This window comes from Kitasatospora sp. NPDC089509, from assembly GCF_044749365.1.
In the GTDB taxonomy this organism is placed as follows: Bacteria; Actinomycetota; Actinomycetes; order Streptomycetales; family Streptomycetaceae; genus Kitasatospora.
This window is the reverse complement of record NZ_JBIVHS010000004.1, coordinates 266,790-285,498: the sequence shown is the minus strand read 5'-3', so window position 1 is coordinate 285,498 and position 18,709 is coordinate 266,790. Positions and strand designations below refer to the sequence as shown.

General features: G+C 66.8%; 31 protein-coding genes. All 31 read right to left on the bottom strand.

Annotation, left to right across the window (positions count from 1 at the left end; translation table 11 throughout):
- Positions 1-3: 3 nt before the first annotated feature.
- The 31 genes from ACIP4P_RS11020 to ACIP4P_RS10870 all read right to left on the bottom strand — a co-directional run bounded on the left by ACIP4P_RS11020 (position 4) and on the right by ACIP4P_RS10870 (position 18,588).
- Positions 4-1,026 (bottom strand): DNA-directed RNA polymerase subunit alpha, encoded by a 1,023-nt coding sequence (locus ACIP4P_RS11020; RefSeq protein ID WP_030055844.1) that lies wholly within the window; start codon positions 1,024-1,026, stop codon positions 4-6.
- A gap of 147 nt (positions 1,027-1,173) precedes the next feature.
- Positions 1,174-1,581, bottom strand: a complete 408-nt coding sequence (gene rpsK, locus ACIP4P_RS11015) for a 30S ribosomal protein S11 (protein ID WP_030232513.1) — start codon at positions 1,579-1,581, stop codon at positions 1,174-1,176.
- Positions 1,582-1,653: 72 nt separating this feature from the next.
- The gene (rpsM, locus tag ACIP4P_RS11010) at positions 1,654-2,034 is read right to left on the bottom strand and encodes a 30S ribosomal protein S13 (protein WP_350511311.1); all 381 of its coding nucleotides are present in this window, start codon (positions 2,032-2,034) and stop codon (positions 1,654-1,656) included.
- Positions 2,035-2,212: 178 nt separating this feature from the next.
- Positions 2,213-2,326 carry a 50S ribosomal protein L36 gene (gene rpmJ / locus ACIP4P_RS11005; RefSeq protein WP_003956441.1) on the bottom strand — a complete coding sequence of 38 codons (114 nt, stop codon included), beginning with the start codon at positions 2,324-2,326 and terminating at the stop codon, positions 2,213-2,215.
- Positions 2,327-2,359: 33 nt separating this feature from the next.
- Positions 2,360-2,581: a translation initiation factor IF-1 gene (infA, locus tag ACIP4P_RS11000; RefSeq protein ID WP_003956442.1), complete on the bottom strand. Its 222-nt coding sequence runs from the start codon at positions 2,579-2,581 to the stop codon at positions 2,360-2,362.
- A gap of 193 nt (positions 2,582-2,774) precedes the next feature.
- Positions 2,775-3,200, bottom strand: a complete 426-nt coding sequence (gene mscL / locus ACIP4P_RS10995) for a large conductance mechanosensitive channel protein MscL (RefSeq protein WP_350511312.1) — start codon at positions 3,198-3,200, stop codon at positions 2,775-2,777.
- A 129-nt stretch (positions 3,201-3,329) separates the two neighbouring features.
- Positions 3,330-4,169, bottom strand: coding sequence for a type I methionyl aminopeptidase (gene map / locus ACIP4P_RS10990; protein ID WP_350511512.1), 840 nt, complete (start codon positions 4,167-4,169; stop codon positions 3,330-3,332).
- Positions 4,170-4,288: 119 nt separating this feature from the next.
- Entirely contained in the window at positions 4,289-4,942 is a 654-nt protein-coding gene (locus ACIP4P_RS10985; protein ID WP_400916848.1) for an adenylate kinase, read from the bottom strand.
- A complete protein-coding gene (gene secY / locus ACIP4P_RS10980) occupies positions 4,942-6,252 on the bottom strand; it encodes a preprotein translocase subunit SecY (RefSeq protein ID WP_350511314.1) in 1,311 nt (436 codons plus the stop codon). Before secY ends, ACIP4P_RS10985 begins: the two co-directional genes overlap by 1 nt.
- Before the next feature lie 337 nt (positions 6,253-6,589).
- Positions 6,590-7,042: a 50S ribosomal protein L15 gene (gene rplO, locus ACIP4P_RS10975; protein ID WP_188301631.1), complete on the bottom strand. Its 453-nt coding sequence runs from the start codon at positions 7,040-7,042 to the stop codon at positions 6,590-6,592.
- Between the two features lie 2 nt (positions 7,043-7,044).
- Entirely contained in the window at positions 7,045-7,227 is a 183-nt protein-coding gene (gene rpmD / locus ACIP4P_RS10970; protein ID WP_030251557.1) for a 50S ribosomal protein L30, read from the bottom strand.
- The gene (gene rpsE / locus ACIP4P_RS10965) at positions 7,227-7,847 is read right to left on the bottom strand and encodes a 30S ribosomal protein S5 (RefSeq protein WP_030393306.1); all 621 of its coding nucleotides are present in this window, start codon (positions 7,845-7,847) and stop codon (positions 7,227-7,229) included. Before rpsE ends, rpmD begins: the two co-directional genes overlap by 1 nt.
- A 48-nt stretch (positions 7,848-7,895) precedes the next feature.
- Positions 7,896-8,279 carry a 50S ribosomal protein L18 gene (rplR, locus tag ACIP4P_RS10960; RefSeq protein ID WP_218198393.1) on the bottom strand — a complete coding sequence of 128 codons (384 nt, stop codon included), beginning with the start codon at positions 8,277-8,279 and terminating at the stop codon, positions 7,896-7,898.
- 3 nt (positions 8,280-8,282) lie between these two features.
- Positions 8,283-8,822: a 50S ribosomal protein L6 gene (gene rplF / locus ACIP4P_RS10955; protein WP_350511315.1), complete on the bottom strand. Its 540-nt coding sequence runs from the start codon at positions 8,820-8,822 to the stop codon at positions 8,283-8,285.
- A 22-nt stretch (positions 8,823-8,844) separates the two neighbouring features.
- Positions 8,845-9,252 (bottom strand): 30S ribosomal protein S8, encoded by a 408-nt coding sequence (rpsH, locus tag ACIP4P_RS10950; protein WP_030232489.1) that lies wholly within the window; start codon positions 9,250-9,252, stop codon positions 8,845-8,847.
- 270 nt (positions 9,253-9,522) lie between these two features.
- On the bottom strand, positions 9,523-9,708 hold the full coding sequence (locus ACIP4P_RS10945; protein WP_030393303.1) for a type Z 30S ribosomal protein S14: 186 nt from the start codon (positions 9,706-9,708) through the stop codon (positions 9,523-9,525).
- Between the two features lie 4 nt (positions 9,709-9,712).
- The gene (rplE, locus tag ACIP4P_RS10940) at positions 9,713-10,282 is read right to left on the bottom strand and encodes a 50S ribosomal protein L5 (protein ID WP_030300393.1); all 570 of its coding nucleotides are present in this window, start codon (positions 10,280-10,282) and stop codon (positions 9,713-9,715) included.
- The gene (gene rplX, locus ACIP4P_RS10935; protein ID WP_030232484.1) at positions 10,282-10,593 is read right to left on the bottom strand and encodes a 50S ribosomal protein L24; all 312 of its coding nucleotides are present in this window, start codon (positions 10,591-10,593) and stop codon (positions 10,282-10,284) included. Before rplX ends, rplE begins: the two co-directional genes overlap by 1 nt.
- 15 nt (positions 10,594-10,608) lie before the next feature.
- The gene (rplN, locus tag ACIP4P_RS10930; protein ID WP_030393301.1) at positions 10,609-10,980 is read right to left on the bottom strand and encodes a 50S ribosomal protein L14; all 372 of its coding nucleotides are present in this window, start codon (positions 10,978-10,980) and stop codon (positions 10,609-10,611) included.
- Positions 10,981-11,082: 102 nt separating this feature from the next.
- On the bottom strand, positions 11,083-11,355 hold the full coding sequence (rpsQ, locus tag ACIP4P_RS10925) for a 30S ribosomal protein S17 (protein WP_030055826.1): 273 nt from the start codon (positions 11,353-11,355) through the stop codon (positions 11,083-11,085).
- On the bottom strand, positions 11,355-11,579 hold the full coding sequence (gene rpmC, locus ACIP4P_RS10920) for a 50S ribosomal protein L29 (RefSeq protein WP_063348970.1): 225 nt from the start codon (positions 11,577-11,579) through the stop codon (positions 11,355-11,357). The genes rpsQ and rpmC overlap by 1 nt, the downstream gene beginning before the upstream one ends.
- Complete coding sequence (rplP, locus tag ACIP4P_RS10915) at positions 11,579-11,998, bottom strand: 50S ribosomal protein L16 (RefSeq protein WP_030055824.1); 420 nt, start codon at positions 11,996-11,998, stop codon at positions 11,579-11,581. The genes rpmC and rplP overlap by 1 nt, the downstream gene beginning before the upstream one ends.
- Before the next feature lie 4 nt (positions 11,999-12,002).
- Positions 12,003-12,827, bottom strand: coding sequence for a 30S ribosomal protein S3 (rpsC, locus tag ACIP4P_RS10910; protein WP_030280775.1), 825 nt, complete (start codon positions 12,825-12,827; stop codon positions 12,003-12,005).
- Positions 12,827-13,174, bottom strand: coding sequence for a 50S ribosomal protein L22 (gene rplV, locus ACIP4P_RS10905; protein WP_030055822.1), 348 nt, complete (start codon positions 13,172-13,174; stop codon positions 12,827-12,829). The genes rpsC and rplV overlap by 1 nt, the downstream gene beginning before the upstream one ends.
- A 50-nt stretch (positions 13,175-13,224) precedes the next feature.
- The gene (rpsS, locus tag ACIP4P_RS10900) at positions 13,225-13,506 is read right to left on the bottom strand and encodes a 30S ribosomal protein S19 (protein WP_030055821.1); all 282 of its coding nucleotides are present in this window, start codon (positions 13,504-13,506) and stop codon (positions 13,225-13,227) included.
- A gap of 11 nt (positions 13,507-13,517) precedes the next feature.
- Entirely contained in the window at positions 13,518-14,354 is an 837-nt protein-coding gene (gene rplB, locus ACIP4P_RS10895; RefSeq protein ID WP_031063050.1) for a 50S ribosomal protein L2, read from the bottom strand.
- A 43-nt stretch (positions 14,355-14,397) separates the two neighbouring features.
- Complete coding sequence (gene rplW / locus ACIP4P_RS10890) at positions 14,398-14,718, bottom strand: 50S ribosomal protein L23 (RefSeq protein WP_030055819.1); 321 nt, start codon at positions 14,716-14,718, stop codon at positions 14,398-14,400.
- Positions 14,718-15,395: a 50S ribosomal protein L4 gene (rplD, locus tag ACIP4P_RS10885; protein ID WP_350511316.1), complete on the bottom strand. Its 678-nt coding sequence runs from the start codon at positions 15,393-15,395 to the stop codon at positions 14,718-14,720. Before rplD ends, rplW begins: the two co-directional genes overlap by 1 nt.
- A gap of 4 nt (positions 15,396-15,399) precedes the next feature.
- Positions 15,400-16,047 (bottom strand): 50S ribosomal protein L3, encoded by a 648-nt coding sequence (gene rplC, locus ACIP4P_RS10880; protein ID WP_400916843.1) that lies wholly within the window; start codon positions 16,045-16,047, stop codon positions 15,400-15,402.
- A 14-nt stretch (positions 16,048-16,061) separates the two neighbouring features.
- Complete coding sequence (gene rpsJ, locus ACIP4P_RS10875) at positions 16,062-16,370, bottom strand: 30S ribosomal protein S10 (protein ID WP_012785157.1); 309 nt, start codon at positions 16,368-16,370, stop codon at positions 16,062-16,064.
- Positions 16,371-16,758: 388 nt separating this feature from the next.
- The gene (locus tag ACIP4P_RS10870; RefSeq protein ID WP_400916842.1) at positions 16,759-18,588 is read right to left on the bottom strand and encodes a hypothetical protein; all 1,830 of its coding nucleotides are present in this window, start codon (positions 18,586-18,588) and stop codon (positions 16,759-16,761) included.
- Positions 18,589-18,709 lie beyond the last annotated feature (121 nt).

Here is an 18,709-nt window from a genome sequence, read left to right as displayed (position 1 = left end):
CTCTTAGTACTGCTCGGTCTCGGCGTAACCCGCGTCGTCCAGGTCGTCGGCGCCGAAGGCGTCGGCGGCGGCGGTCGGGTCGAACCCGGGCGGGCTGTCCTTGAGGGCCAGGCCCATGCCGGCCAGCTTCGCCTTGACCTCGTCGATCGACTTCGCACCGAAGTTGCGGATGTCGAGCAGGTCGGCCTCGGAGCGGGCGACGAGCTCACCCACGGTGTGGATGCCCTCGCGCTTGAGGCAGTTGTAGGAGCGGACCGTGAGCTCCAGCTCCTCGATCGGCAGCGCCAGGTCGGCGGCCAGGGCGGCGTCCGTCGGGGACGGGCCCATGTCGATGCCCTCGGCGTCGATGTTCAGCTCGCGGGCGAGACCGAACAGCTCCACCAGGGTCTTGCCGGCCGAGGCCATGGCGTCGCGCGGACGCATGGCGGGCTTGGTCTCGACGTCGACGATCAGCTTGTCGAAGTCGGTCCGCTGCTCGACACGGGTGGCCTCGACCTTGTAGGTGACCTTCAGCACGGGGCTGTAGATCGAGTCGACCGGGATGCGGCCGATCTCCTGGCCGGAGGCCTTGTTCTGGACGGCGGAGACGTAGCCGCGACCGCGCTCGACGGTCAGCTCCATCTCCAGCTTGCCCTTGCCGTTCAGCGTGGCGAGGACCAGCTCGGGGTTGTGCACCTCGACACCCGCCGGCGGGGCGATGTCGGCGGCGGTGACGACACCCGGGCCCTGCTTGCGCAGGTACATCACGACCGGCTCGTCGTGCTCCGAGGAGACGACCAGCTGCTTGATGTTGAGGATGAGGTCGGTCACGTCCTCCTTGACGCCCGGCACGGTGGTGAACTCGTGCAGGACGCCGTCGATGCGGATGCTGGTGACAGCGGCACCCGGGATCGACGACAGGAGCGTGCGGCGCAGGGAGTTGCCGAGGGTGTAGCCGAAGCCCGGCTCCAGCGGCTCGATCACGAACCGCGAGCGGAACTCGTCGACGACCTCTTCGGTCAGCGAGGGGCGCTGAGCGATAAGCATGGGGGGTGTTCCTCCAGTTGTCTTCGGCACCCACTATTTGATGCCGACAGGACCAAGCGTACGGGCTCCCGCAGGAAGCGACGAATCACTACGTGGGAGCCCGTACGAGGTTTCAAGCAGTACTACCGAGTGCCCGAAGGCGCTGCGTCAGACGCGGCGGCGCTTCGGCGGACGGCAGCCGTTGTGCGGGGTGGGGGTGACGTCCTGGATCGAGCCCACCTCCAGGCCGGTGGCCTGGAGCGAACGGATCGCGGTCTCGCGGCCGGAGCCCGGACCCTTCACGAAGACGTCAACCTTGCGCATGCCGTGCTCCTGCGCGCGACGGGCAGCGGCCTCGGCGGCCATCTGCGCGGCGAACGGGGTGGACTTGCGCGAGCCCTTGAAGCCGACGTGGCCGGCAGAGGCCCAGGAGATCACGTTGCCCGCGGGGTCGGTGATCGAAACGATGGTGTTGTTGAACGTGCTCTTGATGTGCGCGTGGCCGTGAGCGACGTTCTTCTTTTCCTTGCGGCGGATCTTCTTCGCGCCGGCAGCCTGACGACCCTTGGGGGGCATAAGTCTGTTCTCCTACTGAGGTGGTCGGTCCGCTGACCCGCGGGCCGGAGGGATGTCCGGTTACGGGACGGACTACTTCTTGCCCGGCTTCTTCTTACCGGCGATCGCGCGACGCGGGCCCTTGCGGGTACGCGCGTTGGTGTGGGTGCGCTGGCCGCGGACCGGCAGGCCACGGCGGTGACGCAGACCCTCGTAGCAGCCGATCTCGACCTTGCGGCGGATGTCGGCGGCCACCTCACGGCGGAGGTCACCCTCGACCGTGTAGTTGGCGTCGATGTACTGGCCGAGCTTGACCAGGTCGTCCTCGGTGATGTCGCGAACGCGGACATCCGGGTTGACGCCGGTCTCGGCGAGGGTCTGCTGGGCGCGGGTACGGCCGATGCCGTACACGTACGTAAGGGCGATCTCGATCCGCTTCTCACGGGGGAGATCAACGCCGGCGAGGCGTGCCATTCAAGGCTCCTGTGGTTCTTCAGAGGTCTTGCGTGCTACCTACTCCGACACCTCACGGTGAGGGAGCCCCGGCCTCTGACCGGGGGAGGCAGTCCGTCCGCGAACGGGACGGATCGGGTAGCCCGCGTATGACGTTTTTCGCGTCGCGCGAAGTACTACGAGAAATGCTGGGGAGAGATCAGCCCTGGCGCTGCTTGTGGCGCAGGTTGTCGCAGATCACCATGACCCGGCCGTGACGGCGGATCACCTTGCACTTGTCGCAGATCTTCTTGACGCTCGGCTTGACCTTCATGTTTCAGGTTCTCCGGGTCTAGATCTGACGTTCTTACTTGTAGCGGTAGACGATCCGGCCGCGCGTGAGGTCGTAGGGGCTGAGCTCCACGACGACCCGGTCGTCCGGCAGGATGCGGATGTAGTGCATGCGCATCTTGCCACTGATGTGCGCGAGGACCTTGTGACCGTTCTGCAGCTCGACCTTGAACATCGCGTTCGGAAGAGACTCGATCACGGTGCCCTCGATCTCAATGGCGCCTTGCTTCTTAGCCATGAACTGCGAGATCCACCTTCCGGGACCGGCTACCGTATGCGGAACGCTCGTGCGAACCTGGGTTCACCCCTTCCACGGAGGAAAGAGGGCGCGCTGAAGCACGCTACGAGTGAGCCGACGGTCCATCCTACGCCAGCGCGTCCCACGGGCCAAAACGGGGCCCCGGAAGGAGGCCGTCGTCACACCCGGCGGCTCAGACCCCGGCGGGGACGGTCAGCGGATCGACGTGCGCGGTGCAGGCCGAGCAGCGGCGGGCCGCCTCCGGGATCTCGGTGAGGCACTCGGGGCAGGGGCGCATCGGGGTCTTCGGCTTCTTCGGCAGGTACTTCGCGGTCGCCTTGGTGATCGGCAGCACCACGCAGAAGTACAGCACCGCGGCCGTCATGAAGAACGCGATCAGCACGTTCAGGAACTGCCCGTACGGGAACTTCACCCCGAGGACCGTCGCGGTGTACGAGCTGAAGTCGCCGGCCGCACCGACCACCACGCCCACCAGCGGGGTGAGGAAGGCGGAGACGAAGCCGGTCACCACCGCGGTGAACGCGGCACCGATGACCACACCGACCGCCATGTCGATGACGTTGCCGCGCATCATGAAGTCGCGGAATCCCTTGAGCACGTGCTCTCTCCTGCTCGCTCGTAAGCCAACTGCCACTGCCAGCCGTTAAAAATAGGACAAAAGCCCTGGAGGTCCAAACCTCCAGGGCTCTGATCCCTTGTCAGCGGCGGCAGTTGGCCACCACGGCGACTAGCCGAGCGGGTCCGGGGCCGCGGTGATGCCCAGCTTGGCGAGCTCGGCCTTGCCGCCGTCGAAGGCGGTCAGCACCAGCGGGCCCTGCTCGGTGACGGCCACCGAGTGCTCCCAGTGCGAGGCCCAGGTGCCGTCGTTGGTGACGACCGTCCAGTCGTCCTCCAGCACCGTGGTGTGCGGGGTGCCCAGCGAGACCATCGGCTCGATCGCCAGCACGGTGCCGGGGACCAGCTTGGGGCCCTTGCCGCGGCCGCGCTCGACGTAGTTCAGCACGTGCGGCTCCATGTGCATCGCGGTGCCGATGCCGTGGCCGCCGTAGCCCTCGGTGATGCCCCACTTGCCCTTGGGGGGCAGCGGCTGGCGGCGGATGAAGCCCTCGATCGCCTTGGAGACGTCCACCAGGCGGTTGTTCTTCTTCATCTGGGCGATGCCGGCCCACATCGAGCCCTCGGTCACCCGGCTGAGCATCTCGACCTCGGGGCGGACCTCGCCGACCGCGACGGTGATCGCCGAGTCGCCGTGCCAGCCGTCCAGGATGGCGCCGCAGTCGATGGAGATGATGTCGCCCTCCTGCAGCACCCGCTCCCCCGGGATGCCGTGCACGACCTCGTTGTTCACCGAGGCGCAGATCACCCCCGGGAACCACAGGCCGCCGTGGTGGGCGCGGAAGTTCGAGGTGGCGCCGTGGTCGGTGATGACCTTGTCGGCGATGTCGTTGAGCTCCTGGGTGGTCACCCCGGGAGCGACCGCCTCGCGGCAGGCCTTGAGGGCCTCCGCGACGATCAGCCCGGCCGCCCGCATCTTCGCGATCTGCTCGGGGGTCTTGATCTCCACCATCAGGGTCACGCCTTCCAAGTCCGGATTACCACTGCCTACCACCGTACGACGACGGAAACGGCCGGGCCGCCCGCTCCACGGGCGACCCGGCCGTTCCACGCGTACCTCGCCGAGCGAACTCAGCCGTTCTTCTTCAGCGCCTCGATCGCGCGCTGGGTGACCTCGTCCACCTTGCCGAGGGCCGAGATCGTGGCCACCAGGCCCTGCTGGGCGTAGTAGTCGATGATCGGCTCGGTCTCCGTGTGGTAGACCTCCAGGCGCGTGCGCACCTTCTCCTCGGTGTCGTCCGAGCGCTGGTACAGCTCGCCGCCGCACTCGTCGCAGACGCCCTCGACCTTCGGCGGGTTGTAGTCCACGTGGAACACGTGGCCACCGTTGTTGCGGCACAGGCGGCGGCCGGCGATCCGGCGCACGACCTCGTCCTCGGGGACCTCCAGGTCCAGGACGCCGTCCAGCTCGATGCCCTGCTCGGCGAGGAACTCGTCGAGCGCCTTGGCCTGGCCGAGGTTGCGGGGGAAGCCGTCGAGCAGGAAGCCGTTGCCGGCGTCCTCCTGGAGCATCCGGTCCTTGGCCATCCCGATGGTGACCTCATCCGGCACCAGGCGACCCGCGTCCATGTAGCTCTTGGCCTCAAGCCCCAGCGGGGTGCCCTGGCCGATGTTCGCGCGGAACAGGTCGCCGGTGGAGATGTGGGGGATGGACAGGGTCTTGGCGAGCAGGTGCGCCTGAGTACCCTTCCCGGCCCCGGGAGGACCAACGAGGACGATACGCATCAGCGGAGGAACCCTTCGTAATTGCGCTGCTGGAGCTGGCTCTCGATCTGCTTCACAGTTTCGAGTCCGACGCCGACGACGATGAGCACGCTGGTGCCGCCGAACGGGAAGTTGGTCTGCTGTCCGAAGGCGACGAGGGCGATCATCGGGATCAACGCGATCATGCCCAGGTAGAGCGAACCCGGCCACGTGATGCGGGTGAGCACGTAGTTCAGGTACTCGGCCGTGGGCCGGCCGGCCCGGATGCCCGGGATGAAGCCACCATACTTCTTCATATTGTCGGCAACTTCTTCGGGGTTGAAGGAGATGGCGACGTAGAAGAAGGCGAAGAACACGATCAGCAGGAAGTAGGTGGCCATGTAGATCGGGTGGTCACCCTTGATGAAGTTCCGACTGATCCAGAGCGCCCAGCCCGCCTGGCTGTTGGTCAGCTGGACCACCAGGGCGGGGATGTACAGCAGCGACGAGGCGAAGATGACCGGGATGACACCGGCCTGGTTCACCTTGAGCGGGATGTAGGTCGAGGTACCGCCGAACGCCCGGCGGCCGATCATGCGCTTCGCGTACTGGACCGGGATCCGGCGTTGGGCCTGCTCGACGAAGATGACCAGCATCACAACGATGACGCCGACCGCGACCACGGAGAGGAACTCGACCCAGCCGCCGCCGATGGTGCCCGACTGCTTGATGGCCCACATCGAGGACGGGAACTGGGCGGCGATCGAGGTGAAGATCAGCAGCGACATGCCGTTGCCGATACCGCGGTCGGTGATCAGCTCACCCAGCCACATGATGACCGTGGTGCCGGCCGTCATCGTGATGACCATGACGGCGATCCGGAACACCCCGGTGTCCGGGACGACCTGATTCGCCACCGGGCAGCCGGAGAACAGCGCGCCGCTGGAGGCCGTGGCCACGATGCCGGTGCCCTGGAGCACCGCGAGCGCGATGGTCAGGTACCGGGTGTACTGGGTGATCTTCGTCTGGCCGGCCTGCCCCTCCTTCTTCAGCGACTCCAGTCGCGGGATCACGACCGTGAGGAGCTGGAGGATGATGCTCGCCGTGATGTACGGCATGATGCCGAGCGCGAAGATCGTCAGCTGAAGGAGCGCGCCACCACTGAACAGGTTGACGAGCCCGAACAGGCCGTTCTTCTTGTTGGCACTCACACAGGCGTTGACCGCCTCGAAGTTCACGCCCGGAATCGGGATGTGCGAGCCCAGCCGGAACAGCACCATGATGCCCAGCGTGAACAGCAGCTTCTTGCGCAGGTCGGGCGTCTGGAACGCCCGCGCGAACGCACTGAGCACGGTGCCTCCTGCGCCTCCCGCGCGTCGTCGGCGGGAGGGTCGGTCCTGAATGGGGAGTTTGGCGGTACGGGCTCCCGTACAGACGGCACAGGCGAGCCTACGCGCAGCCTACAAGGGAACTCCACGGACTCTAACAGTGCGCGGCCACTCGAAAGAAGCGCGTACCGTCCCTCCCCCACTCACGGGGGTACGGGATGCCCGGGTTTGCCACACAAAAGAACGACGGCCCGGGCGCCTGATTCCGGCCGTCGGACAAAAGGCGCGGTAAAAGCACGAGCCCCGCACCTCCCGAAGGAGGTGCGGGGCTCGAAGCCGGTTCTCGGCGGGTTCAGCGGGCTCAGACGAGCTCGGTGACCGTACCGCCGGCGGCCTTGATCTTCTCGGCGGCGGAGCCGGAGACGGCGTCGACCGTCACCTGCAGCGCAACCGAGACCTCGCCGGTGCCGAGCACCTTGACGAGGGAGTTCTTGCGAACCGCGCCCTTGGCGACCAGGTCCTCGACCGTGACGGCGCCACCCTGCGGGTAGAGCTCGGCCAGCTTGTCGAGGTTGACGACCTGGAACGTGATCTTGAACGGGTTCTTGAAGCCCTTCAGCTTCGGCAGACGCATGTGGAGCGGCATCTGGCCACCCTCGAAGCGCTGCGGAACCTGGTAGCGGGCCTTGGTGCCCTTGGTACCACGACCGGCAGTCTTACCCTTGGAGGCCTCACCACGACCCACACGGATCTTGTCGGTCTTGGCACCCGGGGCGGGACGCAGGTTGTGGATCTTGATCGGGTTCTCGCCCATGATCAGTCCACCTCCTCAACCGTCACCAGGTGACGGACCGTCTGGGCCATCCCGCGGATCTCGGGACGGTCCTCCTTCACCACGACGTCGTGCATGCGCTTGAGACCAAGCGAACGCAGGGTGTCACGGTGGTTCTGCTTGCTGCCGATGTACGACTTGGTCTGCGTGATCTTGAGGCGAGCCATCAGGCGCTCACCCCAGCAGCACGCGCCCGCAGCAGAGCGGCGGGGGCCACGTCCTCCAGCGGCAGACCACGACGGGCGGCGATCTCCTCGGGGCGCACGAGGCCCTTCAGAGCGGCCACCGTGGCGTGCACGATGTTGATCGCGTTGTCCGAGCCGAGCGACTTCGACAGGATGTCGTGAATGCCGGCGCACTCCAGGACGGCGCGCACCGGACCACCGGCGATAACACCGGTACCGGGGGCGGCGGGCTTCAGCAGCACGACGCCGGCGGCCTTCTCACCCTGGATCGGGTGCGGGATGGTGCCCTGGATACGGGGGACCTTGAAGAAGTTCTTCTTGGCCTCCTCAACACCCTTGGCGATGGCGGCCGGAACCTCCTTCGCCTTCCCGTAACCAACACCCACGGTGCCGTCACCATCGCCCACCACGACCAGCGCGGTGAAGGAGAAGCGACGACCACCCTTGACAACCTTGGCGACACGGTTGATCGCGACAACGCGCTCGACGTAAGCGGTCTTCTCGACGGCGGGGGCGTTGCCCCGGTCGTCACGCTTACGGTCGCGCCGCTCGCCACCGGTGCCGCCGCCGGCGCCGCTACCGCGGCGCTGGGGTCCAGCCATTGGAATTACCTCTCTCGATTACGTCCGCCGACAGAGTCGACGAGCGGCTTAGAAGTCGAGCCCGGCCTCGCGGGCCGCGTCCGCCAGGGCGGCGATGCGGCCGGCGTACCGGTTGCCCGCGCGGTCGAAGACGACCGACTCGATGCCGGCGGCCTTGGCGCGCTCGGCGACCAGGCTCCCGACCTTCTTGGCCAGCTCGGTCTTGTCGCCCTCGGCGCCCTTGATGGACACGTCGAGGGTGGACGCCGACGCCAGGGTGTGACCCTTGGCGTCGTCGATGACCTGGGCGACCATGTGGCGGTTCGAGCGCGTCACAACGAGGCGCGGACGCACCTCGGTGCCGACGACGCGCTTGCGAACGCGAATCGCGCGACGCTTGCGAGCGGCGGCCTTGTAGGCGTTGCCCTTGCCGATCTTGACAGAGACACTCATCGCTTACTTACCACTCTTTCCGACCTTGCGGCGGATGACCTCGCCCGCGTACTTGACACCCTTGGCCTTGTACGGGTCGGGCTTGCGCAGCTTGCGGATCTTCGCGGCGACCTCGCCGACCTTCTGCTTGTCGATGCCGTCCACGTGGAACTTGGTGGGCGACTCGACGACGAAGGAGATGCCCTCCGGCGCAGTGATCAGGATCGGGTGGCTGTAACCGAGCGCGAACTCCATGTCGGAGCCCTTCGCGGTCACACGGTAACCAACACCGCTGATCTCCAGCGACTTGCGGTAGCCCGCGGTCACGCCGGTGATCATGTTCGCCACCAGCGTGCGGGTCAGGCCGTGCAGGGCCTTCGACTGACGCTCGTCGTTGGGGCGGGTGACAGCCAGAGTGCCGTCCTCGCCCTTGCCGATCTCGATCGGCGCGGCGACAACGTGGGTGAGGGAGCCCTTCGGGCCCTTCACCGAGACCGCCTGGCCATCGATGGTGACGTCCACGCCGGCGGGAACCGAGATGGGCAGCCGTCCAATGCGAGACATTGCTGTACCTCCGTTTCCCGAATTACCAGACGTAGGCGAGAACTTCTCCGCCTACGCCCTTCTTGGCAGCCTGCTTGTCGGTGAGGAGACCGGAGGACGTGGAGATGATCGCCACGCCCAGGCCGCCGAGCACCTTCGGCAGGTTGGTGGACTTTGCGTAGACCCGCAGGCCCGGCTTGCTGATCCGCTTGATGCCAGCGATCGAGCGCTCACGGTTGGGGCCGAACTTGAGCTCGATGGTCAGCTTCTTGCCGACCTCGCCCTCAACCGGCTCCTCAACCTTGTAGGAGGAGATGTACCCCTCCTGCTGCAGGATCTGGGCGACGTGCGCCTTGATCTTGCTGGCCGGCATCGCCACGGTGTCGTGGTACGCCGAGTTCGCGTTACGCAGACGCGTGAGCATGTCTGCGATGGGGTCGGTCATGGTCATGATGGCCTCAGGCCTCTCTCGCCGTGGTTTCTCCGCGCCAGGTCCCCCCGGGGCACTCCGAGGAGTGCGCCGGGGGCACAGACGCAGGGGACCTGCGGCGTCGTAAGACTGGGTGCGAGCCCTCCGAAGAGGGTCGACGACGGCTATGGAGCCGTCGCGACAGGGGGCCCGACCCCACTACCCTACGGGATTCCGTACGCAGCCCCAAAAAAGGGGCACCGTGGGATCGGGCACACCTGCTTCGCTATGGCGTTACCGCGAGGTCCTGGACTACCAGGAGCTCTTGGTCACGCCCGGCAGCTCGCCGCGGTGCGCCATCTCACGGAGGCACACACGGCACAGGCCGAACTTGCGGTACACCGAGTGCGGACGGCCGCAGCGCTGGCACCGGGTGTAGGCCCGGACGCCGAACTTCGGCTTCCGCTCGGCCTTCGCGATGAGGGACTTCTTCGCCATTGGCTCACGCCTCCTTGAACGGGAAGCCCAGAGCGCGCAGGAGCGCCCGGCCCTCGTCGTCGGTCTGAGCGGTGGTCACGACGGTGATGTCCATACCGCGCTGACGGTCGACCTTGTCCTGGTCGATCTCGTGGAACATAACCTGCTCGGTCAGACCGAAGGTGTAGTTGCCACGGCCGTCGAACTGCTTCGGGGAGAGACCACGGAAGTCACGGATACGCGGCAGGGCCAGCGACACCAGACGGTCCAGGAACTCCCACATGCGGTCACCACGGAGGGTGACGTGGGTGCCGATCGGCTGGCCCTCGCGCAGCTTGAACTGCGCGATGGACTTACGGGCCTTGGTCACGGCCGGCTTCTGACCGGTGATCGCGGTCAGGTCGCGGATCGCGCCCTCGATCAGCTTGCTGTCACGGGCGGCCTCGCCGACACCCATGTTGACGACGACCTTGACCAGGCCGGGCGTCAGCATGACGTTCTCGTACGAGAACTGCTCCTGCAGCTGACCCTTGATCTCGGAGTTGTAACGCTCCTTGAGGCGGGGGGTCACCTTCTCAACAGACGTCTCAGACATCAGATGTCCTCACCGGTTCGCTTGGCAACGCGGATCTTGTTGCCCTCGTCGTCGAAGCGGTAACCAACGCGGGTGACGACCTTCTTGCCGTCCTTCTCCACGACCAGCTGGACGTTGGAGACGTGGACGGGAGCCTCGACGGTGACAATGCCACCCTGGGTGCCCGGACCCGGCTTGGTGTGCTTCTTGACCCGGTTCACACCCTCGACCAGGACCTTGTTCTCAGCCGGCATGGCCTGGATGACCTTGCCCTGCTTGCCCTTGTCCTTGCCGGTGATGACCTGAACCAGGTCACCCTTCTTGATCTTCATGCTGTTCGCCATGAGTTAGAGCACCTCCGGCGCAAGCGAGATGATCTTCATGAACTTCTTGTCACGCAGCTCGCGGCCCACCGGGCCGAAGATGCGGGTGCCACGGGGGTCACCATCGGTGTTCTTCAGAACGACCGCGGCGTTCTCGTCGAAGCGGATGTACGAGCCATCCGGACGACGACGCGACTTCACGGTACGGACGACGACGCACTTGACGACGTCACCCTTCTTCACCGAACCGCCGGGGATCGCGTCCTTGACGGTCGCGACGATGACGTCCCCGATACCGGCGTAGCGGCGACCGGAACCACCGAGAACGCGGATGCAAAGGATTTCCTTCGCGCCCGTGTTGTCGGCGACACGCAGTCGCGACTCCTGCTGGATCACAGCTTTCTCCTGATCGTCAACGAGAGCTGACGGGCCGGCCGCTGCTCACACCGGCGCCCGCAAGGGACCCGGTGCACATACGGCCGTACCGCATCAACTTCGTTACTTGGCCTTCTCGAGGATCTCGACGACGCGCCAGCGCTTCGTCGCGGACAGCGGGCGGGTCTCCGCGAGGAGGACCCGGTCGCCGATGCCGCAGGCGTTCGCCTCGTCGTGCGCCTTCAGCTTGTTCGTACGGCGGATGACCTTGCCGTACAGAGCGTGCTTGACGCGGTCCTCGACGGCGACGACGACGGTCTTGTCCATCTTGTCGCTGACGACGAGACCCTCACGGGTCTTGCGGAAACCGCGCGTCTCGTTGGTGTTCTCAGTCATCAGGCGTTCTCCACCGTCTCGATGCCCAGCTCGCGCTCGCGCATCAGGGTGTAGATCCGCGCGATGTCCTTACGGACGAGCTTGAGCCGTCCGTGGTTGTCGAGCTGCCCGGTCGCCGCCTGGAAGCGGAGGTTGAACAGCTCCTCCTTGGCCTCACGGAGCTTGGCAACGAGACCCTCGTTGTCCAGCTCGCGGAGGTCAGCAGCCTTGGTGCCGGCCGACATCAGCTCTCACCTGCCTCGCGCCGGATGATCCGGCACTTCATCGGGAGCTTGTGAGCTGCGCGGGTCAGCGCCTCACGAGCCACCTTCTCGTTGGGGTACGACAGCTCGAACATGACCCGACCCGGGTGCACGTTCGCGATCCACCACTCGGGCGAACCCTTACCGGAACCCATGCGGGTCTCGGCCGGCTTCTTGGTGAGCGGACGGTCCGGGTAGATGTTGATCCAGACCTTGCCGCCACGCTTGATGTGACGGGTGACGGCGATACGAGCGGACTCGATCTGCCGGTTCGTCACGTAGGCCGGGGTGACGGCCTGGATGCCGTACTCGCCGAACGCGAGCTCGGTGCCACCCTTGGCAGCGCCACGGCGCTTCGGGTGGTGCTGCTTGCGGTGCTTGACCCTACGGGGGATCAGCATTGGGTCAGGCCTCCGTTCCGGTGTTCTCGGCAGCCGGAGCCTCGACGGCCGCGGCCGCGGGGGCCTCGGCAGCGGCGGGGCGACGGCCACGGCCACCGCGCTCGCCACCACGGCGCTCGCCACCGCGGGCGGGACGACCACCCTCGGGACGGGCCGGGCGGTTGCCCGAGCGGGCAGCGGCGTTCTCAGCGCGGACCTCGGCGATGTTCTTGACGTCGCCCTTGTAGATCCAGACCTTCACGCCGATGCGGCCGAAGGTGGTCTTGGCCTCGAAGAAGCCGTAGTCGACGTTCGCGCGCAGGGTGTGCAGCGGCACACGGCCCTCGCGGTAGAACTCCGAACGGCTCATCTCGGCGCCGCCGAGACGACCGGAGCACTGGACCTTGATGCCCTTGGCGCCGGACTTCATGGTGCCCTGCATCGACTTGCGCATGGCACGACGGAAGGAGACGCGGGAGGACAGCTGCTCCGCGACGCCCTGAGCCACGAGCTGGGCGTCCAGCTCGGGGTTCTTGACCTCAAGGATGTTCAGCTGGACCTGCTTGCCGGTCAGCTTCTCGAGGTCGCCGCGGATGCGGTCGGCCTCGGTGCCACGACGCCCGATGACGATGCCGGGACGGGCGGTGTGGATGTCGACGCGGACGCGGTCGCGGGTGCGCTCGATCTCGACCTTGGAGATGCCGGCGCGCTCCATGCCCTTCGTCATCATGCGACGAATGGCAACGTCTTCCTTGACGTAGTCCTTGTACAGCTTGTCGGCGTACCAGCGGGACTTGAAGTCCGTGCTGATGCCGAGGCGGAACCCGTGCGGGTTAACCTTCTGGCCCATTACCGGGTCCCTTCCTTGCTGCTGACGACCACGGTGATGTGGCTGGTCCGCTTGCGGATCCGGTAGGCACGACCCTGCGCACGCGGACGGAACCGCTTCAGGGTCGGACCCTCGTCAACGTACGCCTCGCTGATGACGAGGTCGTCCACGTTGGAGTGGTTGTAGTTGTGCGCGGCGTTGGCAATGGCGCTGTCGAGCACCTTGCCGACCGGCACGGTGGCGGCCTGCGGAGCGAAACGCAGGACGGCCTGGGCCTCCGTGGCCGGAAGGCCACGGATGAGGTCCACCACGCGGCGGGCCTTCATGGGCGTGACGCGGATGTACCGCGCCTGGGCCCTGGCTTCCATGGTTGTCCCCTTGCTGGTGTAAGTCATTGAGTCGGTAATCTCGCTGGCGACTAGCGACGCTTCGACTTGCGGTCGTCCTTGACGTGACCGCGGAAGGTACGCGTCGGCGCGAACTCGCCGAGCTTGTGGCCGACCATCGACTCGGTGACGAACACCGGGACGTGCTTACGGCCATCGTGCACCGCGATCGTGTGGCCGAGCATGGCCGGGAAGATCACGGAGCGACGGGACCAGGTCTTGATGACGTTCTGGGTACCCGCCTCGTTCTGCGCGTCCACCTTCTTGAGAAGGTGGCCGTCGATGAAGGGGCCCTTCTTGAGACTGCGCGGCATCTGACCTGCTCCTAGCGCTTCTTGTTGGTCTTGCGGCGGCGCACGATGAGAGCGTCCGACGCCTTCTTCGGGCGACGGGTACGACCCTCCTTCTGGCCCCACGGCGAGACCGGGTGGCGGCCACCAGAGGTCTTACCCTCACCACCACCGTGCGGGTGGTCGATCGGGTTCATGGCGACACCACGCACGGTCGGGCGAACGCCCTTCCAGCGCATACGGCCGGCCTTGCCCCAGTTGATGTTCGACTGCTCGGCGTTGCCGACCTCGCCGACGGTGGCGCGGCAACGCGCGTCCACCAGGCGGATCTCGCCGGAGGGCATGCGCAGGTGCGCCATCTTGCCCTCACGCGCCAGCAGCTGGATGCCGGAACCGGCGGAGCGGGCCATCTTGGCACCGCCACCGGGACGCAGCTCCACCGCGTGGATGGTGGTACCGACCGGGATGTTGCGGAGCGGCAGGTTGTTGCCCGGCTTGATGTCGGCGCCAGGGCCGTTCTCAATCCGGTCGCCCTGCGTGATGCCACGCGGAGCGATGATGTAGCGCTTCTCGCCGTCCGCGTAGTGCAGGAGCGCGATGCGCGCGGTGCGGTTCGGGTCGTACTCGATGTGCGCGACCTTGGCCGGCACGCCGTCCTTGTCGTGACGACGGAAGTCGATCACGCGGTAGGCGCGCTTGTGACCGCCACCCTGGTGGCGAACGGTGATCCGACCGGCGTTGTTACGGCCGCCCTTGCTGTGCAGGGGGCGAACCAGCGACTTCTCCGGGGTGGACCGCGTGATCTCTACGAAGTCGGCCACGCTGGAGCCGCGACGGCCCGGCGTAGTCGGCTTGTACTTGCGGATGCCCATTTGGCTCTCTCGTCCTCGTCCTTATCGACGATCACGATCTCCGTTAGGAGACCGGACCACCGAAGATGTCGATGCGGTTGCCCTCGGCCAGCGTCACGATGGCGCGCTTGGTGTCCTTGCGCTTGCCAAAGCCCGTCTTGGAGCGCTTGCGCTTGCCCTGACGGTTGATCGTGTTGACAGCCTCGACCTTGACCGAGAAGACCGCCTCGACGGCCTGCTTGATCTGGGTCTTGTTGGCGCCCGGCGACACGATGAACGTGTACTTGTTCTCGTCGAGAAGGCTGTAGCTCTTCTCGGAGATGACCGGCTTCACCAGGACGTCACGGGGGTCCGTGAACGTCTTGCTCGTGATCTCTGCAGCCATCAGGCGGCGCTCCCTTCGAGCTCGCCCTCAGCAGCCACAGCCTTGGCGGACGCGGCCGGACCGGCCACGAAACGCTCGAAGGCGGCCTGGGTGAAGACCACATCGTCGGAGACGAGCACGTCGTAGGTGTTCAGCTGACCGGCGTCCAGGATGTGCACGTTCGGCAGGTTGCGAGCGGACTTGAGGCCCAGCTCGTCCGAGCGCTCGACGACCAGGAGGACGTTCTTGCGGTCGGTGATCTTGCCGAACAGACCCTTGGCGGCCTTGGTCGACGGCGCCTCGGTCGCGGTCACGTCGGTGATGACGTGAATGCGGTTGTGGCGGGCCCGGTCGGTGAGCGCACCGCGCAGGGCGGCGGCGATCATCTTCTTCGGGGTCCGCTGCGAGTAGTCGCGCGGCACGGGACCGTGCACGACGCCACCGCCGGCGAACTGCGGCGCACGGGTCGAGCCCTGACGGGCGCGGCCGGTGCCCTTCTGGCGGTACGGCTTCTTGCCGCCACCGCGGACCTCGGCGCGAGTCTTGGTCTTGTGGGTGCCCTGACGGGCCGCAGCGAGCTGCGCCACGACGACCTGGTGCATCAGCGGAACGCTGACCTTCGCGTCGAAGATCTCGGCCGGCAGCTCAAGGCTGCCGGTCTTGTCACCCGAGGGCGACAGGATGTCAATGGTGCTCATATCCTCACAGCCCCTTCGCCGCGGTGCGGACGAGGATGAGGCCGCCGTTCGGGCCCGGGATTGCGCCCTTGATCAGGAGCAGCCCCTTCTCCGCGTCAACGGCATGGATGGTCAGGTTCTGGGTGGTCACACGCTCGTGGCCCATCCGGCCGGCCATCTTCATGCCCTTGAACACGCGACCCGGGGTGGCGCAGCCACCGATCGAGCCGGGCGAGCGGTGCTTGCGCTGCACACCGTGACCGGCGCCGAGGCCCCGGAAGTTGTGGCGCTTCATGACACCGGCGAAGCCCTTGCCCTTGGAGGTGCCGGTCACGTCGACCTTGACACCCGCCTCGAACAGCTCGGCGGTGATCTCCTGGCCCAGGGTGTACTCGGACGCGTCCGAGGTCCGGAGCTCGACCAGGTGGCGACGCGGGGTGACACCGGCCTTGGCGAAGTGACCCGCGAGGGGCTTGTTCACCTTGCGGGGGTCGATCTCGCCGAAGCCGATCTGGACGGCGTCGTAGCCGGCCGGGCTGTCAGCGGTGTGGACCTGGGTCACGACATTGGGCCCAGCCTTGACGACGGTCACCGGGACGACCCGGTTGTTCTCGTCCCAGACCTGGGTCATGCCGAGCTTCTCGCCCAGGATGCCCTTAATCTGCTTTGCCATCTTCGGTGCGCCTCTCAGAGCTTGATCTCGATGTCGACGCCCGCCGGCAGGTCGAGACGCATGAGCGAGTCAACCGTCTTCGGCGTGGGGTCGAGGATGTCGATCAGACGCTTGTGAGTACGCATCTCGAAGTGCTCGCGCGAGTCCTTGTACTTGTGCGGCGAGCGGATGACGCAGTACACGTTCTTCTCAGTGGGCAGCGGCACCGGGCCCGCGACCTGCGCACCAGTACGGATCACCGTCTCGACGATCTTCTTCGCCGAGGAGTCGATGACCTCGTGGTCGTAGGCCTTGAGCCGGATGCGGATCTTCTGTCCCGCCATGGCTACTCAGTAGTCCTTCTGTCAAGTTGCCGCGCGACCCCCCTCCGACCCCCGCGCTCGGGCGTGTCGCACTCGCGCTTGCAAAAAACCGGCGAAATACTTCGTCGGTTTCAAACTTTCGGGGTGGGGGTGGCCGGATCGAGGCCCCGCTCACGCTTCCCGGAAGATTCCCGTACTTTCGCCCCGCAGCTGCCGTGGCGTAGAACTCACGCTTGACGGCCATCACGGGAACGACGAGTACATGGGACTCGCTTCCGGTCCTCCCGGCGGGAGGCGCGCAGCATCGGCACTCAACCGAGCAACTTGGACATACTGCCACATGGAGCAGCCGAAATGCCAATCGGGGCCGGTGAGGCGTACCTCACCGACCCCGATCGGGTGACCGTGCTCAGCCCTTGCGCCAGAGCACCCAGCCGCGGTCCATGTTGTACTTCGCGACGTGCCAGCCCGGCAGCGGCTTCTGCCAACTGGACTCCGGCGTGGCGCCCTTGTCCTTGGAGACCGTCAGCAGCATCGCGTTGGCCTGCTCCGGCGGGGTGTTGCCGTACTTCACGTTGTCGGTCCAGACCCGGCCCCAGTAGACCTCGAAGGCCAGCGACATCCGGGTGCCCCAGTCGAGGTCCCAGTCCAGGATCACGTTGTCGCCCTTGCCCAGGCCGGCCTCCTTGGCCAGGCCGACGGACTCGTACTGGCGGAACTTGGAGTGCGACTCGGCGATGTTGTTGGTCACGGTGACCGTCGCGTAGGCGGCGAAGACCGCCAGGCAGCCCACCACGGCCGCGACGATCCGGCGTCCGCCGGCCACCCGCAGCAGCAGACAGGCCGCGAGCACCGCGAGCGCACCGAAGGTCGTACGGCCCATGTGCAGGCCGTCGTAGGTCGACGAGAGGAACTGCGCGTCCGGGACGGTCCACGGTATGACCCAGGCGTTGAGCTTGGAGCCCGCGTACTCGGTGACCGACAGCCCGGTGATCCCGACGACCACCACGCCGGCCAGGGCCAGCCGCAGCAGCGAGCGCCGGCCGGCCCGGAACAGCGGGGCCAGGCCGACCACCATGAACACCGGCACCAGCACGGCGCAGTACCGGGCGTACACCCAGTTGTCGATGCGCTCGTTGTCCGCGAGGCCCGCGGCGGAGGCCAGCGCGGTGCCGCACAGCATGGCGACCATGCAGAACGCCACCACCCGCTCGGCCACCGAGAACCGGCGGTGGAACACGGCCACCGTGCACAGCACGAAGGCGACCGCCCCCAGGCCGTAGGAGGAGGTGAAGAAGTACCACAGCTCGCCGAGGCTGCGGACGATGATCGTGCCGGTGTACTTGCCGTCCTCCAGGTTCTCGAAGACCTTGTTGCCGACACCGGCCCCGGGCACGTCCTTGAACTGGCTGGTGACGAAGCTGTCCAGCAGCTTGGCACCCAGGTAGGACACCCCGAGCGCGCCGATCCCGGCCAGCGAGGTGAGCCGCGGCGCCCAGCCGAAGACCAGCACCACGACCAGGACCAGCGCCGTCAGTGCCACGACCACGCCACCGCGGTCGTGGGTGGCCATCGAGTAGCCGGCGGCCAGGCTCATCGCCACCGCCTGGAGCGCGCGGCGGCGCGGCGAGCCGGGCGAGAGCCAGCCGTGCATCCCGATCACCCAGATCAGCAGGAGCACCGGGAGGACGGTGTCCGTCATGACGAACTGGGAGTAGAAGATCACCGGCGGCACCAGCGCGACCGCGGTGCCCGCCACGAACGCGTGCGGCCGGGACAGGCCCAGCCGGCGCGCCGCCACGAAGGCCAGCGGGAAGACCAGCGCGTTGAGCACCGCGTTGATCACCATGATCAGGTGGTACGCGGTGGCCGGGTTGTCGGCTATCCGCAGGGCCGGCGAGATCAGCAGCGAGTAGCCGCCGGGGATGATCACGCCGGTCGGCATCTCGGTGGTCGGCCGGCCCGCCAGCACCCGCGCGATCGCGAGGTAGCCGTCCTCGTCCGCGTGCACCGAGGGGTAGTAGTTGTGGATCGACAGCACCAGCCGGAACGCCGTCTGCCCGAGGTAGCCGAGCAGCAGGGCGACCGGCCAGAACCAGCGGTGGGTGGCGAGGGCCCCCAGCCGGACCGCGAGGGCCGAGGGCGTCGTCCCCTCGGCGGCCCCGGTCGCGTTCCCCTCGCCACCCTCCCGTGGCGCCCGCTCGTCGGCCTCGTGGGCGGAATCGATCAACGGCTGCACCGGGGCACTTCCCTTGTTGTTGGAACCAGCACTTGTCATGTCCTGCCTGCGGATGCGCCGTGCGTCACCCGCACGCACCCCCACTCCTTGGATCGCTCAGGAAGTCTGCCACGCGGTCGGA

Excerpts from the sequence above, each read along its gene's own strand:
- rplO (WP_188301631.1), bottom strand. The coding sequence starts at position 7,042 with ATGGGCGAGAACCCGATCAAGATCCACAACCTGCGTCCCGCCCCGGGT.
- rplW (WP_030055819.1), bottom strand. The coding sequence starts at position 14,718 with ATGGCTGCAGAGATCACGAGCAAGACGTTCACGGACCCCCGTGACGTC.
- rpsC (WP_030280775.1), bottom strand. The coding sequence starts at position 12,827 with ATGGGCCAGAAGGTTAACCCGCACGGGTTCCGCCTCGGCATCAGCACG.
- rpsM (WP_350511311.1), bottom strand. The coding sequence starts at position 2,034 with ATGGCACGCCTCGCCGGCGTTGATCTCCCCCGTGAGAAGCGGATCGAG.
- infA (WP_003956442.1), bottom strand. The coding sequence starts at position 2,581 with ATGGCTAAGAAGCAAGGCGCCATTGAGATCGAGGGCACCGTGATCGAG.
- rpsE (WP_030393306.1), bottom strand. The coding sequence starts at position 7,847 with ATGGCTGGACCCCAGCGCCGCGGTAGCGGCGCCGGCGGCGGCACCGGT.
- map (WP_350511512.1), bottom strand. The coding sequence starts at position 4,169 with ATGGTGGAGATCAAGACCCCCGAGCAGATCGCGAAGATGCGGGCGGCC.
- rplE (WP_030300393.1), bottom strand. The coding sequence starts at position 10,282 with ATGTCTGAGACGTCTGTTGAGAAGGTGACCCCCCGCCTCAAGGAGCGT.
- rplC (WP_400916843.1), bottom strand. The coding sequence starts at position 16,047 with ATGGCAAAGCAGATTAAGGGCATCCTGGGCGAGAAGCTCGGCATGACC.
- rpmC (WP_063348970.1), bottom strand. The coding sequence starts at position 11,579 with ATGTCGGCCGGCACCAAGGCTGCTGACCTCCGCGAGCTGGACAACGAG.
- rpsJ (WP_012785157.1), bottom strand. The coding sequence starts at position 16,370 with ATGGCGGGACAGAAGATCCGCATCCGGCTCAAGGCCTACGACCACGAG.
- rplD (WP_350511316.1), bottom strand. The coding sequence starts at position 15,395 with ATGAGCACCATTGACATCCTGTCGCCCTCGGGTGACAAGACCGGCAGC.
- rplV (WP_030055822.1), bottom strand. The coding sequence starts at position 13,174 with ATGGAAGCCAGGGCCCAGGCGCGGTACATCCGCGTCACGCCCATGAAG.
- ACIP4P_RS10985 (WP_400916848.1), bottom strand. The coding sequence starts at position 4,942 with ATGCGTATCGTCCTCGTTGGTCCTCCCGGGGCCGGGAAGGGTACTCAG.
- rpsS (WP_030055821.1), bottom strand. The coding sequence starts at position 13,506 with ATGCCGCGCAGTCTCAAGAAGGGCCCCTTCATCGACGGCCACCTTCTC.
- ACIP4P_RS10945 (WP_030393303.1), bottom strand. The coding sequence starts at position 9,708 with ATGGCGAAGAAGTCCCTCATCGCGAAGGCCGAGCGGAAGCCGAAGTTC.
- rpsK (WP_030232513.1), bottom strand. The coding sequence starts at position 1,581 with ATGCCCCCCAAGGGTCGTCAGGCTGCCGGCGCGAAGAAGATCCGCCGC.
- rpmD (WP_030251557.1), bottom strand. The coding sequence starts at position 7,227 with ATGGCTCGCCTCAAGATCACGCAGACCAAGTCGTACATCGGCAGCAAG.
- rplB (WP_031063050.1), bottom strand. The coding sequence starts at position 14,354 with ATGGGCATCCGCAAGTACAAGCCGACTACGCCGGGCCGTCGCGGCTCC.
- rplF (WP_350511315.1), bottom strand. The coding sequence starts at position 8,822 with ATGTCTCGCATTGGACGGCTGCCCATCTCGGTTCCCGCCGGCGTGGAC.
- rpmJ (WP_003956441.1), bottom strand. The coding sequence starts at position 2,326 with ATGAAGGTCAAGCCGAGCGTCAAGAAGATCTGCGACAAGTGCAAGGTG.
- rpsH (WP_030232489.1), bottom strand. The coding sequence starts at position 9,252 with ATGACCATGACCGACCCCATCGCAGACATGCTCACGCGTCTGCGTAAC.
- ACIP4P_RS11020 (WP_030055844.1), bottom strand. The coding sequence starts at position 1,026 with ATGCTTATCGCTCAGCGCCCCTCGCTGACCGAAGAGGTCGTCGACGAG.
- rpsQ (WP_030055826.1), bottom strand. The coding sequence starts at position 11,355 with ATGACTGAGAACACCAACGAGACGCGCGGTTTCCGCAAGACCCGTGAG.
- rplR (WP_218198393.1), bottom strand. The coding sequence starts at position 8,279 with ATGAGTGTCTCTGTCAAGATCGGCAAGGGCAACGCCTACAAGGCCGCC.
- rplX (WP_030232484.1), bottom strand. The coding sequence starts at position 10,593 with ATGAAGATCAAGAAGGGTGACCTGGTTCAGGTCATCACCGGCAAGGAC.
- rplP (WP_030055824.1), bottom strand. The coding sequence starts at position 11,998 with ATGCTGATCCCCCGTAGGGTCAAGCACCGCAAGCAGCACCACCCGAAG.